Source organism: Synechococcus sp. SYN20 (assembly GCF_014279555.1).
In the GTDB taxonomy this organism is placed as follows: domain Bacteria; phylum Cyanobacteriota; class Cyanobacteriia; order PCC-6307; family Cyanobiaceae; genus Synechococcus_C.
In genome coordinates this window covers 2,273,505-2,292,439 of sequence record NZ_CP047959.1, presented here as the reverse complement: position 1 = coordinate 2,292,439, position 18,935 = coordinate 2,273,505, and the positions used below count along the sequence as shown (strand labels likewise).

8 protein-coding genes and 1 pseudogene are annotated in these 18,935 nt (G+C 40.5%); 3 read left to right on the top strand and 6 right to left on the bottom strand.

Annotated features, from left to right (window positions below):
• The first annotated feature begins 194 nt into the window (after window positions 1-194).
• Window positions 195-1,379 carry an acyltransferase gene (locus SynSYN20_RS12145; RefSeq protein ID WP_370586685.1) on the top strand — a complete coding sequence of 395 codons (1,185 nt, stop codon included), beginning with the start codon at window positions 195-197 and terminating at the stop codon, window positions 1,377-1,379.
• A 1,357-nt stretch (window positions 1,380-2,736) separates the two neighbouring features.
• Here SynSYN20_RS12145 and SynSYN20_RS12140 read toward each other — a convergent pair.
• Complete coding sequence (locus SynSYN20_RS12140) at window positions 2,737-3,048, bottom strand: hypothetical protein (RefSeq protein ID WP_186523869.1); 312 nt, start codon at window positions 3,046-3,048, stop codon at window positions 2,737-2,739.
• Window positions 3,049-4,027: 979 nt separating this feature from the next.
• A complete protein-coding gene (locus tag SynSYN20_RS12135; RefSeq protein WP_186523868.1) occupies window positions 4,028-4,438 on the bottom strand; it encodes a hypothetical protein in 411 nt (136 codons plus the stop codon).
• Window positions 4,439-6,178: 1,740 nt separating this feature from the next.
• Here SynSYN20_RS12135 and SynSYN20_RS12130 point away from each other — a divergent pair.
• Both SynSYN20_RS12130 and SynSYN20_RS12125 read left to right on the top strand, forming a co-directional pair.
• A complete protein-coding gene (locus tag SynSYN20_RS12130) occupies window positions 6,179-6,478 on the top strand; it encodes a hypothetical protein (RefSeq protein ID WP_186523867.1) in 300 nt (99 codons plus the stop codon).
• A 426-nt stretch (window positions 6,479-6,904) separates the two neighbouring features.
• Window positions 6,905-7,255: pseudogene (locus tag SynSYN20_RS12125) on the top strand (carbamoyl-phosphate synthase); the annotation flags it as partial.
• A 265-nt stretch (window positions 7,256-7,520) separates the two neighbouring features.
• On the opposite strand, the gene SynSYN20_RS12120 reads toward SynSYN20_RS12125, so the two are convergent.
• The 4 genes from SynSYN20_RS12120 to SynSYN20_RS12105 all read right to left on the bottom strand — a co-directional run bounded on the left by SynSYN20_RS12120 (window position 7,521) and on the right by SynSYN20_RS12105 (window position 18,930).
• Window positions 7,521-8,045: a hypothetical protein gene (locus tag SynSYN20_RS12120; protein ID WP_222929738.1), complete on the bottom strand. Its 525-nt coding sequence runs from the start codon at window positions 8,043-8,045 to the stop codon at window positions 7,521-7,523.
• 2,708 nt (window positions 8,046-10,753) lie between these two features.
• Window positions 10,754-10,927, bottom strand: a complete 174-nt coding sequence (locus tag SynSYN20_RS12115) for a hypothetical protein (RefSeq protein ID WP_186523865.1) — start codon at window positions 10,925-10,927, stop codon at window positions 10,754-10,756.
• 456 nt (window positions 10,928-11,383) lie between these two features.
• Window positions 11,384-15,298 carry a peroxidase family protein gene (locus SynSYN20_RS12110; RefSeq protein ID WP_186523864.1) on the bottom strand — a complete coding sequence of 1,305 codons (3,915 nt, stop codon included), beginning with the start codon at window positions 15,296-15,298 and terminating at the stop codon, window positions 11,384-11,386.
• A 1,784-nt stretch (window positions 15,299-17,082) separates the two neighbouring features.
• On the bottom strand, window positions 17,083-18,930 hold the full coding sequence (locus SynSYN20_RS12105; protein ID WP_186523863.1) for a YadA-like family protein: 1,848 nt from the start codon (window positions 18,928-18,930) through the stop codon (window positions 17,083-17,085).
• Window positions 18,931-18,935: the final 5 nt, after the last annotated feature.

The following is an 18,935-nucleotide window of genomic DNA, read 5'->3' as shown; positions in this document are numbered from 1 at the left end:
AAGTCCTGGCTGGCACTCGGCATCGAAAACTTGGAAGGGATGTGGCTGCTGAGGTGGAATCGGACTGGATGGTGCCCTTACTGGTTGAAGAAGAGAGGGACAAGTTTATGGCATGGCAGCTGGGTGTAAGCCCTTTGTTAATGTGAGATTTAGGTCTTTGTTACTAACTCTATGATCAGGAAGTAATAACCAACATGATGGTGCAAGAATTTCAAATCTCTGGCGAGGCTGAGCCTATGACATACCGGCAACATAGCAATAACAAGCGTGTGCTCTTCTTTGATCAGATCAAGGCACTAATGGTCGCGCTAGTCATTGTCGTCCATGTTTTATTCGCACTTTTGTTTGGCTGGTACGGAGTGCACATTCCTAGGGAAGGATCTTCTGATCCGTTGTTTGGAGTTGTAGCCGGTTGGTGCATATATTTCTGTCAAACCTTCTTCATGTATATGTTGTTTTTGCTCTCGGGCTACTTTGTCCCGCGTTCAGTACATAAGAAGGGCATAGCGGATTACCTCAAAGAACGTCTTAGGCGAATTGGCATTCCCTTTTTAGGTGGTCTGTTGTTGATCAACAATGCTTCTTGGTTGTTAGGGAGGCTCTCTCCAGCAAGTCCCTTGGCCGAGTTGCCCTGGAGCGATATACCTTTTAATCGCGTAGGGGTGCTGTGGTTTCTGGTTGTTCTTTTCCTCTTCGATTTGCTCTATTGCACCTGGGTTGCTTTGCGAGGAGATCGCTTCTCTGTCGACACCTCTGTTCCCACACCCCAGCTGCGCTCTTGGCTAATCAGTGCCGTTGTCCTCTCGATTCTTGAGGTAGTGCTAGCGACACGAACAGACTTCTGGGCTGCTTTGCGACGTTCATCGTTAGATGGCCTGGGTCTCCAAGGCATGCACGTTTTTACTTATGCCTTTTTGTTTTTTCTGGGTTGCAAGGCATCCTTCCATCGCTGGCTAGAGCGGCTTAATACCCATCTGGTTGTGCGTTGGTTCCGCTTCTCCGTCGCATTGGCTCTCTGCCTATTGGCAATCTCATTAGTGCTGACTTTCAACGGCAGTATGTCATCTGAGTCTGGCAGGCTCTCACTTTTAGGGACTCTCTTGAATCCATTCATCGGCTGGGGAATGATCGCCTATCTGTTGCTATGGTTCCAGCATCATGAGAATCAATGCGGGCAGTGGCTAGCCACCGCTGGAGTCGACAGCTTCGGGGCCTACATCATTCACCCACTAGTGCTAGTGATACTACTAAAGGCCATTGGTTTCATTGGACTCAATCATTGGCTGATTGCACTATTTGCATCAGCCACAGGAATGATGATCTCGTTCGGAATCAGCCATCAGCTAAGGCGGATTCCATCTGTAGCCAGGATCATCTAGATCACACATCACCTGCCTTCACCCATTATTTCTATTACTGCTTCAGCAGGGGGCGAAGGTGTCGCTATCGATCTCCCGACTGAATATTTACTAGCCCCGCCACGAGCGGGGATTTTATTGTCTTGGCTTACTCGAATGGCTTGCACGTCTAACAGGAACAGTAATAGGACTCAGAACTCATCCTTCAGGGATTATTATGTAACTTACAAAGATCTCTTTGGCTATTTGCTCAATATCAAGGTTGATGGATTATGGCAGGAGGCAACTGCTTAGAGCATTCCTCACTGTCAACTTCGAGTATCTGGTGATAAGTGCAGGAAAGTGCAAGCCATGCAGAGGGCTCTAATCGCTTTGCTACTTGAACCATTCTTAGAGTCGAAGTAAAGTAAAGCCTGATAGGCGGGCTGGGATACTATCTTCACTGAAGATTGCTAAAACTTTTGAAGAAATAATGCAAAATCCTTCTGACAGTCTTAAAATTAATATGTTTGCGTTTATTGCTATGAGAGTCTGCCTTGGATTGATTACTGGATTATTTCTTTTTGGAATACAAGCACAAGCCAATACTCGGTCGCTTACAAGGAGTGGAGTGAGTGAGGAGATCACGCTCAACCTCTTGAAGTCAAAGGTTCCTCAAGGCGCAACAGTTACAGATACATCCTGTAAGGAAATACAAACAGCAGGTTTTAATTATTCATATCGTTGTACTATTACGTGGGAAGAAAATTAGACATGATCCATTGAACTGCCCGCTTGATGATCTAAGTCCCATCAACAGCTTTTGAAGTAGAGCCAGCGTCATCTGAGTGTCGATGGTAATTGGTGGTAGGAGACAACTGCTTGAAGCATTCCCCTCTGCAATGAAAACCCCGCTCGTGGCGGGGGAAGGTAAGTAGAGGTGCCTGAAGCTCTTTTTAATTAAATTACGAATACCTCAGTTACTCTGAAATCCCCTTTCTCTGAACTTTTCCAATATAGAGGGCCTCGGATCACAAAAGAAACAGGAAAAGAATCATAAATGCAGAGCTAATAAAGAACAACTTGTCTGCCCCTTTGTCAATGTCAAATGGTTCGTAACGTTGCTGATTCATTGTGATGTGACTGAAATCGAATAAATTCTACTGCATTCACTTCCTAATCGTGTTCTACGACTCTAATGAATCTATTTAGATCCCACTACTTTTAAATACTCTAGCGAATTCGATAGTGACTCAAATGCCCCCTGCTTTTCTCTTATGGGTTTTATATAGCTTTAGGCATAAGGCATAAGGCAGGTTCATGTTCAGCTTGATTCTTTGTTTGCTATGTAAATCATCACAAATTCAGTAGATTTGTCTTCTGGAAATTCAATTGCTGCTCAGGCTAAAGCTCTATTTTTATAATCTGTCTCTTCGATAGCTCGTATGGCCTTTTGATTTTGTTCTTGAGTCATTCCCTGGAGTGACGACTTCACAATGGGATCCATAAAGATATTTGGATTGTTTGAAGTGTCTCTCTTCATTCGCTTAGTCAACTGATCTCTCGTAGGCATACTTTCCTTATAGTGATATCTTGAGGTTGCTACATAATCAATCTTTATCTCAGTAAACGATAGTACTTCGGCCTGAGTTGTTGAACAGACAGTCATTAATACTCCTGCAATAATAGTAAGTAAAAGTTTTGAATTCATGGTTTTCTGTTGTGTGGAGGTCGTCCCTCCTGGGCCCCTTCACCATCCCTGAATTAGAGCATATCCGAATCTCCCATTCGGATGGTCTTCGCTGCTCCTCTATCACCCAAACGGGTTAAAAACTCACGCCCAGCTGCCAATCCATCCTCCTGATCCTCTTCTCTTCAATCAGGTTGAACTTTTTTGGTCCTTCGTTGATTGCATCATGGTGACTCAACCATGCTTAAAAGATAAAGTCATAGCGTTCAATAAATATTTCCTCACCATCTTCATAGCTGATGCAATAGGTTCACATGTCAGCTAATGACTATCCACTCTCGCCGAGAATCAATGATTTTATAGTCATCTATGACTCATCAAACTTTTAAAGAACTAACTCCATGTCAATCTTACCCAAATTATCCTGTTCGTCCTTTTCTTCCTCCCAATGTTGCATGATCTCTTCGTATGATTCTGATGTACATTCGGTTTGAGATTCTCCCGTTGTTTGATTAAGGATGATTCTGTAGGTAGTCATTGCGAGAACTCTGCAATCTTATAAAGGATATAGAAGAGTAAGGTATAACCACCAGGTGCCATCAGTAGCTCCTGAAGCAGAGCCAGCATCATCTGTGTGTCGCGTGCCATTAATTAAGGTCAACTGCTTAAAGCATTCTCTGCTGCAATGAAAACCCCGCTCGTGGCTAGGTAAGTAATGATTAGTGGAAGGTATTGGAGGGTGAATTAAGGGCCAATGGTGGCGCTTGAAGAGATGGAATTCCTTTTATCGTTGTAGCTTTGCCGCTCTATACCTAGCATTAACCCTCAGACTAGCTCTTCTGTCGAAAATCTCTGCGGATGAAAGAAAAATTACTTCTCTGTATTGACTGCAAGCGAGTTCAAGTAACGTTAATTGATCTGATCTGTAGCACGTTCAACTAATAACCATTGCTCAGGAGCGTACATTGAAAATATTAGCTCACGTCTGTTGATAATAATGCTAACAAGAGAGGCACTGCCTGGTAGCAATTGATGGGTGGTTTAGTGGATTATGATCAGACGAATCTTCCGCGCCAATTGTTTTTAGGTGGTCATGGTTTTGGTGATAAATGCCTGTGAAGTTGTTGGTAATTTCCTTTAGGAATAGCTGATCATACTCATGACAACTTCTGAAGTCTAGGTAGGGGGTACGCTTGGCATTGCTTAGGAATGGCATCTTTTTGGATGAATATATGGCTGCCCAGTCATTGCCAATGTCTCTTAAGTGAAGACGTTTAGTCTTAAAAACGCAATCTCTATACAAATACCAGCTTCCAGTTCCAGTTAGAGAAATAATTAAATCAATACCTACCTGATAGATGGACAAGAGCTCAAAATACATAACGGTCACAAGCAAGACGGCTTTAGCCATTGAAGAAACATTGGAGTATCTAATGAGCGCTGGAGAGCTGTCTTTAGCTCAAAAGCTTTGGCGTGAGACGTTAGGTAGCACGATGATCAAGAGACCAGTTCTGCCTGAGCTGCCCTCCACCGCAAGAAGGAGCTACGCCAAACCACGCATGCCTCTGGCTCCCTCCAGCTTTAATCCTCTGCCTTTTGTGTCAAGCGACTGACGGTTGGCTGGTCCCAACCTCGTCAGGCAGTGTTTGCTTCGCTAACTCGGGTGAGATCGTTCGTCTGTGATCCTGCAACAGGAAAAGATATTCGCAGATGGGGGTAAAATTATATAAACTCATCGGTATGGAACCATTAGGGTCACTGTTTTCGCAGCTCAATAGCAACAGAAATGAATTTAGGCATCAACTGGAATCAGCGATGATGTTGACTGCTAGAAATTTCTTTCTTGTCAAATATCAGCGAGGCTATGGGACACATAACAGACGTTCATCGTGTGATCTTTCTCAGATTCAATTCAATCGCAAAGACTGAGATCATCGTTGCGGTTAATGTTTGCTAGCCATTCAAACCGATAAGCAATGAGTGGGCATTAGTTGATCGGACTATTCATAGCCGCTGGTGTTGGTGGCTTCATGTGCGAAAGTTGCATCAGTTCACTCCTTCTGTGGTGCTCGAAGAAGCAGGGCGAATCTTTCTGGCTTCCTTTGGATGAAGCTGGCAATCTAATAAAAGAGGCAAAGTCGTGAGAATCCTTTTTTCAGTACTTTTATGGTGTCAGTTTGAGGTTTTGAATTGTGTCTAGTGGTCACAATAGACCTTTTCAACTTAATGCCACGCAATCGACTTGTCTGCAGTGACGCACTAGGTCCAAGGCTTTGGAATCTTTTAGCTAACTCCTTACTTTTGATTCTATAAAAACTATGATCGGAATGCTTATGAGAAAAATGTTTCTGCCTATATCGTCTATTTAGTTTTTCTTGCCTTTTTGCTTGACCATAGGCTTTGCCTTTTGAGGCATAGATCTTGTTTTTTGGCTTTTTGTTGGCCAACTTCTCACAGGTTGGAGGTACGGTCCCACTAAAGCTGATTAGCGATCTACTCTGAGCGGAAAAATATGAGCTCGAAATTAGAAGTGTGAATGCCGTTATTGAAGCGAACCAACTCATCTCACCAGTGAATCGAAGAGTCAACGAGTCAGAGCCATCGGAATCACCTATGAAGCGGATATGCAACATAAATAAGTGATACCACGCTTTGCAAGTTTGTCAATAGGCCCGATAGTATCGACTTTTATCCGATTTTTTTCAATGACTAGTCCGAAAAATGCCTTATTGAGAAGTGAGTAACACGCTTGCTGCTACCATCTAAATGTCAGCTAAAAGTTAAGACATTTGCAGCTTTGCTGTATCGAATAGTCGGTATTGAGCCCATTCGTTGAATGCTCATCAGTTCAATATTGGTTGCTTTGTAACTCTTGTAGTGATGTTTGTGTTGATTGCCTCCAACAGAATGGTGGTTGAGAATAAATATTCGTCCTGTGGTGCTCGGAGGCTCTTGGCGTGTTGCTAGCTGCCCCCCAAGCACGGCATCAACGAAGCCTTCTCATCAAGAGTATCGGAAAAATCTGAGATGCACACACCGAAGAAGGCTTATTCGCCTTCTTTTCTTATGCCTTGACTCATCCTTTTGAGTGATTTAGATGACACTGTTTTTTGAATGAGTCTGCGAGAGTCCCAGCAATCGGAGATCTCAAGTGGCAGCCAAATTCCTAAATAACGTACGCGTGCTTTGTAAGGAGGGGTGCGAGGAAAGGTTCATTGCGGCAACTGAAGCCTGGGTGAATCCAAAGGGGATGCTGCATGCTTTTTGGGCTAAGACAGGTGATCGTCGTTATTGCTTTGTTGGTATCCGGAAAACCGAGGAAAATCCTGTCGCTGCAAGACCTCAGATGATTGAGCATTTAAATCCTGTCCGTGACTTTTTTGAGGAACTCTTTCCACATCAGGGTGTGACTGACCCTGTCTCTGGTCCTGTTGTTACCCACAAGAGATAACTGACCTCATCCTTTCGAGTGAGTCGGTCTCAACTCAATGGGCAATCTCACCTGAATGGTCTGCTTTGGCAGCGGCAGCCTGATTAAGCCCGATAAAAGAGAACTCAACGGTGAGGGCTGGCTGGTGAACAGGCAAGAGGAGATACTCCTTTAGATCAAGCCAGATACACCAACGCAACATACTCAGTTTGTTTTGGTGAGCTACTACCGCTTATCAGCACGCATTGAGTAACCCGTCAGACAGCAGCGGATGCTCAGACATCTAGGCTTCAGATGTGTTTCAACCTGCAGAAAATTGGCAGGGAACGCTGCTCAGCTACCAGATAAGGCTTGAATTACTGGAATTGCAGCAAAGCTAAAACTGGCTAGTACAGCGGGCATCACCAGTAAGAGCAAAGCATCGTTACGGCATCTAATTAACTTCCGATTCTGTGTCGTCTCTCCCTGGGGCTGTTGGATTCTGCCGTCTCTGTAGCTGCTCTGCCTGCCATTGCTCAAGAGGGCAGTGGTGCTGATGATCTTGGTATTGGCCTGAAGGATGTGGTCAAGGCAACTCTTGGCTTTCAAGGTGCACTGCAAGGAGCAGGTACACCAAACTAAGCAGGTGTTAGTGGGTTTCTGCCGCTGTCTGTTGGCGACAACAGCGTCTGGTTTCTTGATGTCCTCGCTAATGCCAACTTCGCTGATCGAGCAGGCGAGAGCCGCATCATCAATACCGATGTCGCTGGTATCATCATCTCAATCTCATCACTCCTTGGTGTAGTTCTCGTTGGTGGGATCGGGAGCACACCACTGGATCATGAAACGTGACATCTAAAAGCCTTGCAAGAGTGCTAGATCTTCGCTTTGGCAGCTGGATACCAGTGGTATCAAAACGTACATCCGGCATTCCGTGTTGATCTGCTCCCGCTCGATTTGGGTGGATCGTCCAATGATCGACCTGCCTCCGAGTTCTGCCTCGCTGTAGCGAGCTTGGATCTATCACCATCCTGAAATTACATCTTTAGCAGGTTGACCAGCAACAAGCGGGGCATTTTTTTATTCAGATGCATCGTTGTTTTAATGCCTTCATTAGCATCGATGATGCATTCTTCTGACCTTGAAGAAAAAATGCTTCCTGTTCAAGTGTGCGATTTTTATGGTTATAGTTTTTCAAGAGAATTGCGCTGATTTCGCGTTCAACAACTGGGTTTAGGCTAACTTGCCATCCCACTGGAGAAAGTCTTCCTGATGGGCAGCTTTGGATAGCATGAACGGCCTCATGCAAAAAAGTTTGGCGGGAGATACCGAGTGGAAAAGTAACTGGTGAAATCCAGAGGGTTTTGTTTTTACTTTGGAACAATCCATAACTTCCACGCAGGGGAGGTAATGCAATGAGAACCTTGAAACCTTTGGTGTTGAGGGCCTGGATGAGTGGTTGTAGGTCCGCCAGTAGTCGGCTCAAGGGCTGTGGTGACAGCGAGGATGATGTGATGATCACCTGAAATGCTGCTGAAAGAATTGGATTCATTGCTTGAGTTTCAATTTGACTTTCCCCTTTCCTTTGTGGCGATCTTTGAATAAGCATTATTTGCAATCACCGATAATCTACTGCTTTGGGGAATTCTTATATTTCACTCGCATAGAACATCTGGCTCAGAAACAGGGAGTTTAGTTTGCGCTGAGTAGCAAACAGCTTTCTACTCTTTAGATAATTCAAGACGATTGGACTGTTATAAAAGTGTGATACAAACTTGTTGAAGCTTCCAAGGCTTACATGTTTCGTTGTGTATCACTTTGCAGTACCCCTGCAGACAACAGTATCGACACTTCCAGTAATTAATACTCTTTCTTGATCAGAACATTGAATACCATCGTACTACTGAGCGGTACCGTCCACTGGTAAAGCCACCGACTTTTCGATGCACTCTGGGCATTAACTATTCATAGAAATGAGGGAGGTGTGATGGGGAACACCTCCTTCACCCTTGATGATCCGAACTACAAGCTCCCAACTTTGTTAGTTGCGGATATAATCAATATGGCTCTAAAGCAGTGACAAGTAGTTGTACTTAAAATGACAACGCTATACGAACAGTTTCGTCGGTTTTTGGACAATTATTGGTATCACTAAAGGTCTTTTGGGACTCAAAATTTAGCAGTAAATTATTTCCAGACAAAAAAAAAGAAGGTCATCACTCCTCCCTTTGATGAGATCTTAATTAAGAGCTGCCTTCAAGAACACTACTCTTAACAACTATCTGCCTTCCATACCACAACACTTCGCCCTGAGTTGACAGAGTCTATAAAGTGAGTTTCATCGCTTTTAAGCCAACAAGACCACGCATCTCGAACAAAACAGGCTGAAACAGGAAAATTGGGTGCTCATCGACCAAATGAGAGGAAATCAATCCTCCTACTGTATGCACCTCAACGCTAGTTTTTCGAATGTTCTAAATCTACTGGTTACGCATCAAAATATTTAATTTTCATGTGTAACATAGTTCGTTGCAAGAGCTTATGCGTTGATAATGTCAATTATTTTTGTCGTGCTCTGACTCTCTAAAGACGGAGATTTGAGTCACTACTCAATACTTCTGTATACTAAGCCATTTTTAAGAATAACGAGAAGAATGCTTATCCTGAAAATAGTTAATAGGTTCTATTGATGGATGCAACCTTCTCAAGCGTAAGACTTACTTGTGACATGTATGGTTTTAGTGATCAAGTGTCATGAATACAAGCATGTCAATTGTTTTTATAGTCAGAGCGGTTGATAGGGAAGAGTGTTGCTGAGTGCGTCCCTCAAAGGTAATGACTAGTTAAGTATCTCTAAGCCGTTAATTCGTCTTGGCTTGAAGATATATTTCATGATTTCTTTAAAGGTATGTTTCTGCAAGTCCAATGTAATATTCGAATAGTTTCCACATACACTCATATGGCTACTGTATAGATCCCGAATACGTTGCCTCGTTTCTCTGGATCGATCGATAGAGGATTGTTTCAGCTGACATTGATCACAATGTTAATAGTCGCTTGCCACCTCAGGGTAAATATTTAGCTGGGTGGGTAAGGTTCTGACAAGACCTTGCCTACCTCCCACAGACTCTAATCAATGTTGAGTTATTCGATATAGGAGAATTCTATTGGCTCACTGATTTATTATGACTGGAAGCCCCAGTCATAGATTACTTATCTGATATATTTGTTCTCATCAAAAACTATTGAAATAGATAAGTAATCTTTTAATTCTTAGCGGCCATCAATGCTTTGGATGCCAGGTGTTGAAAAACTTGTGCTTACTGTATTTATAGATGTAGCATTCTGATTCTCAGCGGTTCTTGTAATGAAGTGTGCTACTTCTCGGATTTCTGTATGGCTGTAAGGTTGTGTAGTTGCTCTTAGATGCATACTCTCGACACTTAGCTGCCCCATCTCTGATGGAGTATCTGTTCATTGGGATAAGATCTGCAGACGGCTATTAAGCCTTTCTTGCAATCGGTATTGAATGGTGGGAAGGAACCTGGCAGCAGCTGAGTTCTATTTGGGGTGAGTTTATCATCAATACGTGAAGACTAGAGAGGAACATTTCTTTCCGAGATTTTAAAGTTAAGCTCCCTAATATTGCGTGAACTCTTTGAGGCCAAGCTGTGGCGTCCTCAGAATCTATAATTTTTCCGAGCAAGATTCAACGCGCTATTTATTGCCTCTATTCTGCTATTGCCTCAGTTTACGATTGATGATGGTGTTTTTGGCTTAGTAGGCAATTCCTGCAACATCTACTATTCAAGAAATCTTTCAAATATTGATCTCGACTTTGGACGTGCTAGTATTCACTGCTTCTGCAATATTTCTGCATATATCATAAATAGTTTTAGTCCTTTACTGCTGTTCAATGTCAATCATTGCACTGGTGTGTAAGAGAAGAATGCATCTAGTAGATTCCAAAGACAGGCAGCGTTATATATTACTTGCGATAGACCAACCATGACGATTTTGCTTCAGATGCTTTTTGTACTTAGCTACGTAAGCTTATACGGAGAATCTCTCTCAGCTAAAACCACGCGGATAGTTCTTAGTATTTGTGGCGATGGAGAAGTGACTTTTCTTTGATTGGTTAACTAATATTATGAACATAGTTAGAGAGCTAATGGCTTAGACCCAAATAAATGGTCTTAAAGCTAAGATAGAGACTGTGATCTTTTTTTTGATTCTTAATCCTTTTTTATGCGGAGCTAGTGTCTCTAAATTGTTGGAAAGGTCTCCCATGTATTAATGAAGTCAGGAACAGATGAATCATTCTAAGGTTCGGGTTAATTCATCTTTTAGCAAAGTAAATGCTTTTTGTTCAGCTTTTAACAGTGTTTCTTGTTGGAGCCAAAATTGATGAGTCAATGCGTTTAACTCCTCCCTAAAGTTTCGAGCTTTCACCCAATCTGAAACTGCTACAGCTTTTTTGTAGGCTTTCATTACGTCTGATCTGCGAACTCTGTACTCTAAGTTGCCCATTGATTTATAGTATTTCATTGGTTATATTGGCTTGTATGATTCGGAATTGACTAAGCTTCTTATGATGGATCTCTTAGAGCTCGCTGAAACTTAGTATAGTTATCCATTCTATGGCAGGTATGGTGAGTAGTTCCGAGATTAATGGCATTGCTATTGCTACATTCTGAACATTTCTCTTTTCCTAGTTCATCTCGGTATTCATAATGCTTGCATTTGTTAGCGGACAAAAGTATTTCTGAATAGATGAGATTTCTGGATATAAATATGGCATTTTTGCAAAGCAAAAGGGAAGAAAACTCATTAATGAGTTTTCTTCCCTTTCTCTCAGGGTTTAGTTTCAGCTGGGCGAAAGGTATGAGTTTTATCTATTTTAAGATTGAAAGCAGTAACTACGATTATTATCTACTTAGACTACAATTAGGCTAAGGGAAGGAAAAACCCTTCACCAATCTGGTTGTGATCTATTGATGCTCTTGAGTTATGAGCAAATAAATTATTTTTGTTCCATGGATCAAGAGCATTGGCATCCCAGTTAGTTGCAAAATTCCTATAGATAGCACCTACTCGTTCGTATATAGCATTGTTATCTGCCAAAATGTAAGGATTTGGCATCGGGCCTTCGTGTGGACCTTCGCTTATTTCAGGTGCGCTTCCTTGACTTGCAGGACGTAAACCATCCAAATAGTCAACCTTGGCTATTGTACTAGGGTCGAATGGACCTTCAAAATTACCTGTTACAGCATCCCGAAGAGTGGCTTGGATAGGTCGTGTATTGAAGAACGTTTCATCAAATCCGGAGTCAATAAGATTATCAGAAGTAGAGTTAGTTGTATTTCTTGCAATAATATCTTCCAACGGATTTAATGTGTGGTTCCATACTCCATTACCAAGGCCATCAAGTGCGGTTAAATAGTAGTGTGCATCTCCATCCTGGAATCGATCGAATTGTTCCCATACAATAGACGCTGCTAGCTCGCCGAGGAGTTGTTCTCCACTAGGCTTTTCAGCCAGCATATAGTTCCATACGTCTGCTAACTCTATACCATTACTTCCAAGGCTGTAGATATCATTGTTGGGATTTGCTTGCGCGAGATCTATTTTTGCTGTAGCACTTATTTTCTTTTCGTTAATAGTACTGCCTTCTAATGAATCATCATATGCTGCCATGAAGCTACTTAGAAGATCATTTTTCTCTACTTGATTATTTCCTCTCATCCTATCCCCGAAGTCTTCCCAACTTATTATGGGACGTAAGCCATAGTTTCCTACAAAGCCGTAATCTAAGCCTGAGGTATCATCACTAGTTCCATACAATCCGTCAGCTCCAAGAACTCCTTTGGTTACATCACTTCCGGTTGCCAAATTTAGAGGGCGATAACCCTCCTTCATAACTCCATTCTCATCATGTTGTAATTCGTACTTGCCTGTTATATCATTATACTCAAAACCTGATAATGAACGAAGCAAAGCATTTGTGGAAGTCTGACCAGTTTCTCGGCTCCTCATTATATTTGCTGATTTGAGGTCGAGCTTGTTTGCAAGTAAATTAGATCTAACTGATTCGTTGACCTTTGTATCTACCTTTGCTGCTTCTAGATCTGATAATCCATTAAGTATACCTGAGATGCCGTACGAATCTGTTACCTGTGGAGTCAAAAATGCGTCAAACAGATCCAATCCTGGAATTAACTCTTTTTGGATTTGTGAATGTCCAAATCGATATGCTGCATTTGAAAACTCTTCTGCTACAGAGGGATCAACTTCTGGATTAAATCCATCCGATCCATGCCTTCCATCTTTGACTTTATCTCCAACTAACGTTGGAGCAAACTGTTCATAGAGAATCTTTTGATATTCCATTTCAACCATCCTTCTAGCCATATTTGCAATATCATTCGTTGTAATTGTTTCGAGGTTCACTCCATATTGATCATTGAATTCAGTTATACCTTCGTCAGATTTTTTGATTTCGTTAATAGTTGATGTTATCCAATCAACTTGGAAGGTATGCTCCCTAGTCCACAATGTATGTAGTGAAGTTAAGCCGGCATTTTCGTTAGCGCGCCAATCACCACCAACTTTATGAGTAAGTAGTAATCCTGTTCCCCAGTCTTCTGCGTTGATCTTTGGTTGAGGATTAGCAGTTAGATCTTCTACTTTTACTCCGTCAAAGGTGTATACAGGTATGTATGGTGAATTTATTTTTTCAATTGCATATACATCTGCTATATTATCTTGATTTTGGTCCAAGCTGCGCATTGCACCTTGATTGATTTCTCCAGCAAACACTCGAGGTGAGATGTCACCAATTAATGGATATCCATCAATATTGCCAAAATCAATAAAATTCGGGTCATTTTGTATATTGGCAAAGAGTGGATTGGTTTGACCCATCCTACTGAACCATTGTTCGCTTTGCTCAGCATCAAATACCGCTTGTATAAGAGCTGTGTCTACACCATTATTCGCCAACAAATCTGCATAATTTGGCAATGAGGCGAGACCATCGCTTCCTATAGATACAGATTTAAGCATATGTGGTGTTTTGAGGATATCAGCATCCAATATTTTACCGCCGCAATTTATTTTTATAAGTTCAGATAATGTCTCTCCATTTTCACCTAGTCCAGTTGAAATACCATAGTTTTGAATTGAATATGTTTCCCCATTCCTAATTACTGTACCTCGTACGATATCCCCGACCGTTAACATGTTCTCAGTTATTTTCTCTTTTTTGTATTCGTTGCCGAGGCTATCAGTAAAATAAACAAAATCTCCATCTTCCGTTGACCACCGAGCTGATTCCCTTAGTATGTAATTTCCAGCATCAGTTGCGCCATAAAGTTGGTTATTTTGAATCAATGATTCGGTTTTGTTCATATGAACTAGATCATCCCCTGTGATCTCCTGTCCATATCTATTGAGTACGGGCTGGCCTATAGCTGAAATATTTTCATCAAATTCATAAAATCCACTTTCTAGAATTTCCTGTTTTGTTGCATCTCCGTCAGCTTCAGGTGTAAATTTATCAAAATAAGCAACCCGAACGAGATTCCCTTCACTAGATACTACATAATGCTCGCCTCGTCCGCCCAGGATGCCCGTTTGGTTTGGAATTAGATTGCCTTGATCATCTTTTTTAACATTTGGCCGGCCGTCAAAACCATTATTGAGTGGATCAGTTAGATCATTAGGGTCAACCTCAGTTGCTAATCCTTGGCCTGTTGCTGTTCGATCTAAAAATGACATGTTGTGGTCTGTATATTGACCAAATGCCATGTGCATATTTGACACCCCCGATCTGTTGGCTGATTCTCCGTCTGATCCTTCGCCTAACAGGTTGCTGAGTTTCCTTGCATTAAGCAGAGTTCCTGTTTCAGAATCAGTAACTGCGTCGTAGGGATCAACCAGTCTTTCTTCACTGTTTACACCAAATTGTCCTTGATAGCCTTTTGGTCTTCCTGGCTGCTCAACAAGCTCTCCGTCAACAAGTACTGATCCCCATTCAGCTTTTGCAAAACGTATCAATGTGCCATTTGACTTCCCCCATATTTCTGAAGCTATACCTTGGTAATTAGGATCAATAGTATTCAATCCTTTGCCTGTTAATCTTCCTCCTGCAAATGTTCTGGAACCTGAGACATCAAACGATCCTTTTGGCGGCCCATTCGCATCTTTAATCTCTACACTCTTATTCGTGTAATCTCCATATTCCACGTATACGGGTTTATCTGTTACTAACTGGGTCAATCGCCCCAACAGTTTATCCATTCTTGATGAAATTTTTCCATCAGAATCCGGAAAGAAATCCCCTAGGTTTGCATTTGTTTTTCTTGTCCCAAAAACTAGCTGTTTTGGTACGTTGGTGCCTGAGTCTATGATATGTGAAAAATCTTGTATAGACAACGTTTCTTCAATATTTGTTTTTATTCCATCATCATTTTCTTCCTCTGAATCGGTTTCTTTAAGGAATTTCTTGAGCTGTTTCCTATCCTCTTTATTCGTAAGTTCAAGATTTTGATTGTCTGAAAGGAATTGATTTGCACTTGTAATTGAAGAAGCAAACCCCCAATCTTTTAGGATTTGGATAAGTGGCCGATCGTTGGATTCTTTGTGTGTTTTGTCACCTTCTTGATCTTTTTTTGACGTTTTACTTTCATCATTTATCAATGACACTCTTCCACTCTCTAGCGCACTTCTTAGTGACTCTATTTCGTTGTTGGTTCCGAAACTAAATTCCTCCAGAATTCCACTTTTTTCAAGTGTCTTCAGAAGGTCCTTTTCAAAACCCCAATCCATCAGTAGTGTTTCTAATTGATCGTTGATGTCCATGATGAAGGCAGAGAACGTGATTAATTAAAGGATCGATCTATTTTCAAAATGCTTGCATTCAGATATGACAATTAATGGGAAGTAAGTTTTGGCAATAAAAACAGTCAGCAGTTGCTTCTCCTCTGCTTTGTTATCTGTTATTGCACATAACAAGTGCCGAGGTGATTAAGGCTTCGGCAACTTTCTTTCCACTAGTTTAATCTTAAATGCAGAATTTGAAATAGAATGTTTATGCAGTTCTTCAATTAATCCAATGTGCGGAGATGAATCGCACAAGCCTCAGAGAATTAAATGTGATGCAATTTTGATTGTTTGTATTGCTGATATTAGTATTGCAAGCAATTTTGCACTAATATCGGTTTTTTGCTTGTTTTGGATTTGTATGGATTCATGTACTCCGATTTTGCAGTACAAGCCTCAGTGATCCATATTATCCTTCAGTTTTCATGGAAGCATGTTTTATTTATTAGATTCCTTCTCACTCTATACCAGTTCATCGCTTTATGTCAGCATGAACTTATTAATTCTTAAGATACGCTTTTAGGCCTCGATTCCTTCCCTGGGTAAGCAGTAGGCCAGTACTAGATTTTTTGTCATATGCTTTTTTTCTGTTCTTGTGCCTTTTGGCTTAACTAGCAGCATTGTCCTGAATTCGCTTCTTAGTCGTAAAAGTTTCCACCTTCTTGTAATTCTCATTTGTTTCATTCTTCTTTATATTGATAGATTTTAGCTTTTTAAGTCTTTTCGGTTGCTTGCTAAATCTTCACCTTTACATATTTGCCAAGAATTTAATTCAGGCGAAGGCTCTATACTCTTGCATTGTTTTAGAAGCTTATCATAGCTATTCCCCATTGGCATTTAATTGGCCATTATTGTTTCCTTTCTTATCTTTGTTTAAGCTTCGCTTTTGGTTCTTGTTTTATTTGCTTTTGATATGGCATTCTCGTATTATTCTTTTCGGGGTTTTCGCTCTCTCTTTATTTATACAAGCTTCCGCGTTTATTCTTCCTAGCTTGTGGCTTTTTAGCTAGTTGTTAGTATATTATCTTTTGAGCTCTCTTTTGGCCGTCTCTTGGTTTATAGATCGTTATATTCCCTCCTTATGCTTTTTCATGGATTATTGCTACAATATATTTTGTTTCCCTCTTCACTGGTCAATTTTTTGCAAGCAAATTATTTTTCATTCAGATAGTAGTTTTTCACTACCTCTCTTTAATGCCTATGTTTGATGCTGCTGCTTCATCTTTTGAGATTGTGTACATACAGTTTCTTGTGCATTTTTGGCTTGTAGCTTCTTTTTTCTAATTTTTTTTAGTTATATGTAATTGCTATCTTTATTAGCAGATCGTCAAGCAATCCCTAAGGCGTTATTGATTTTTAGCATTTTATTTTATCTGGAAATTCTTTCCACCATCTTTGCTTTAGCAGGCTATTTCTAGCGATTTTTGTTTAAGCCTTTATTCGTTTTGTTTAAGCCATCTCCCTTCTGTTTTAATGTCTATATTTTTTGTTCTGCTTATCATTACTCCTTCACTTCTGACTCTTGATTAGTATTCGCAGTTTTGCTATCACTTTTGAATTCTTGCTTTTATTTTGAGTTGATTGGAGGCTGAGGCTTGACTTCTTTTAATTCTTGTATTTCCTAAAGACTATTGATAAGTTGCAAGTTTGGTTAATGCAAATCATGCGATCATCTGTTGATTTAAAAACTTGGCTTGATCTCTTGCTTGATTGAGCTATCATTCTATCATTTTCAAATTATGTTATGTATTTATTTTTTGTTTTCATCTCATCCTTGTATTTGTAGATGCGCTCTGCACGTACGAAATAGCTTCTAAACGCTCCAGCCGCCTTATTAGCTCTTCATTTTGATTCTTTATTGCGTCATTCTCTTGCTGTATCTTGTTGTTTAAGTTTTGGATTTTCTTCAGTTGTGCTCTCATCTCTTCATTGTTTGTTGTAGGTGTATTGATTTTTCCTAGCTTCAAAATGAAACCAGCACGTGCAGCTGCAGTTGACAATGATCCATTGCCGTAATCAGCAGCTCCTCCAAACACATGAGATACTCCAGCATTGATCGAGACCCGCTTACCTGCTTTCACGGCACATCCAACACTCATAGCAAATCGACTGCTGTAACCACCTGTACCTAAACCACAGGATATGGGTGAGTCTTGAGAGACTGTTGGTAGTGCCGAGATTGCTGTGGATAGAGCCGTTGCACCGGCCACACCGTATCCAAGTTCATTTACGTTGTCTTGAACATTATTGATCACTTTTTGGTTGTTTAGTATAGCGTTTGTGTTGGTCGATATGTTTTCAATATTATTGTCGATTTGCCCCTGTACGCTTACACCATTTATCTGAAGATCTGACCCATTTGTTATATTGATTGGAATAGAGTTCCCGTTTGCATCAGCGGCCCATACTAATTGTTTCCCGTTTTGCTCTACTGTCTTGATTGAATTCTTTCCAATGCTTATTACACCATTCTTATCTCTTGATATTAAATTTTCGCCCTCAATTTCTATTCCGTTAGGATTGATGACTCTGCTGTTAATATTTTCAATGTCAATGATTGTTCCTAGGCTAGAAAGCGTTGATTGGTTTGTGGATATGCTTTCAGTATTGACAGTGATATTTCCAGTGTTTGTATTTATTTGATCGGTATTAGTTAAAATCTTTTCAGTATTTTTGCCAATGTTGTCTTTGTTGGTAGCAATGCTTTCAATGTTGCTACTTGCTTGATTCTTGTTGATATTAATTTCTTTAGAATTATTGCTAATACTGACTTCATTGCCAGAGATCTTATCAGTATTCTTGTTTATTAGACCATTATTTATGTTTATATTGTTGCTATTTGAGGCTATTCCTTCTCCGTTGATTTTAATCTTTTCGGTATTGCTTAATATTGCTGTGCCATTTGGGATCTCTACGTTGACTTTCATTATAAGATCTTGATTGTCTTTGATTGCTGCGTTATTGGATGATATATCCATAGTATTTGAATTTATTGCTGCGTTATTGGATGATATATCCATAGTATTTGAATTTATTGCTGCGTTATTGGATGATATATCCACAGTATTTGAATTTATTGCTGCGTTATTGGATGATATATCTACAGTATTTGTTTTGATAGCTGCGCTATTGTCTTTGATTGATTGCTTATTCGTCTCTATGTCTTGAGTGTTTTGTTTCGTAGCCGGATTGTTCAGATTGTTAGTGTTTATTTTCTCGAGATTTTCAATAGCGGCTGCATTGCCATCGATACTTTGTGTATTCTTATTGATATTGGTGCTATTTCTCTCTATCGCTTTTGTATTGCCGGCAATAGCGTCCATGTTTTTGCCTATATTGTTGATATTCTTTCCAAGGATTTTCTTTATTCTGTTCAAGTTTTGTGCATTGCTTTTGTAATCGCTTTTGTGAGACTTCTTTTTAATATCTTTGTGCTCTGATCTTTTTTGTACATCTCTTTTAATAGTATAGCGACTATTCTGCTTTGCTTCGTTCGTTTTCTTGCAATTTTTATAATAACGATAATTGCTCTTGCAATTTATTGTCGTGCTGATCAGTTCCTTTTTTTTGTATCTATTCGACCTGTTATTGGTTAAATCGTCTGCCTGCATCTCAT

What these genes read in the sequence shown, in the direction of transcription:
- SynSYN20_RS12145 (WP_370586685.1), top strand. Translation starts at nt 195, where the DNA reads ATGATGGTGCAAGAATTTCAAATCTCTGGCGAGGCTGAGCCTATGACA.
- SynSYN20_RS12140 (WP_186523869.1), bottom strand. Translation starts at nt 3,048, where the DNA reads ATGAATTCAAAACTTTTACTTACTATTATTGCAGGAGTATTAATGACT.
- SynSYN20_RS12135 (WP_186523868.1), bottom strand. Translation starts at nt 4,438, where the DNA reads ATGGCTAAAGCCGTCTTGCTTGTGACCGTTATGTATTTTGAGCTCTTG.
- SynSYN20_RS12120 (WP_222929738.1), bottom strand. Translation starts at nt 8,045, where the DNA reads ATGCTTATTCAAAGATCGCCACAAAGGAAAGGGGAAAGTCAAATTGAA.
- SynSYN20_RS12115 (WP_186523865.1), bottom strand. Translation starts at nt 10,927, where the DNA reads ATGAAAGCCTACAAAAAAGCTGTAGCAGTTTCAGATTGGGTGAAAGCT.
- SynSYN20_RS12110 (WP_186523864.1), bottom strand. Translation starts at nt 15,298, where the DNA reads ATGGACATCAACGATCAATTAGAAACACTACTGATGGATTGGGGTTTT.
- SynSYN20_RS12105 (WP_186523863.1), bottom strand. Translation starts at nt 18,930, where the DNA reads ATGCAGGCAGACGATTTAACCAATAACAGGTCGAATAGATACAAAAAA.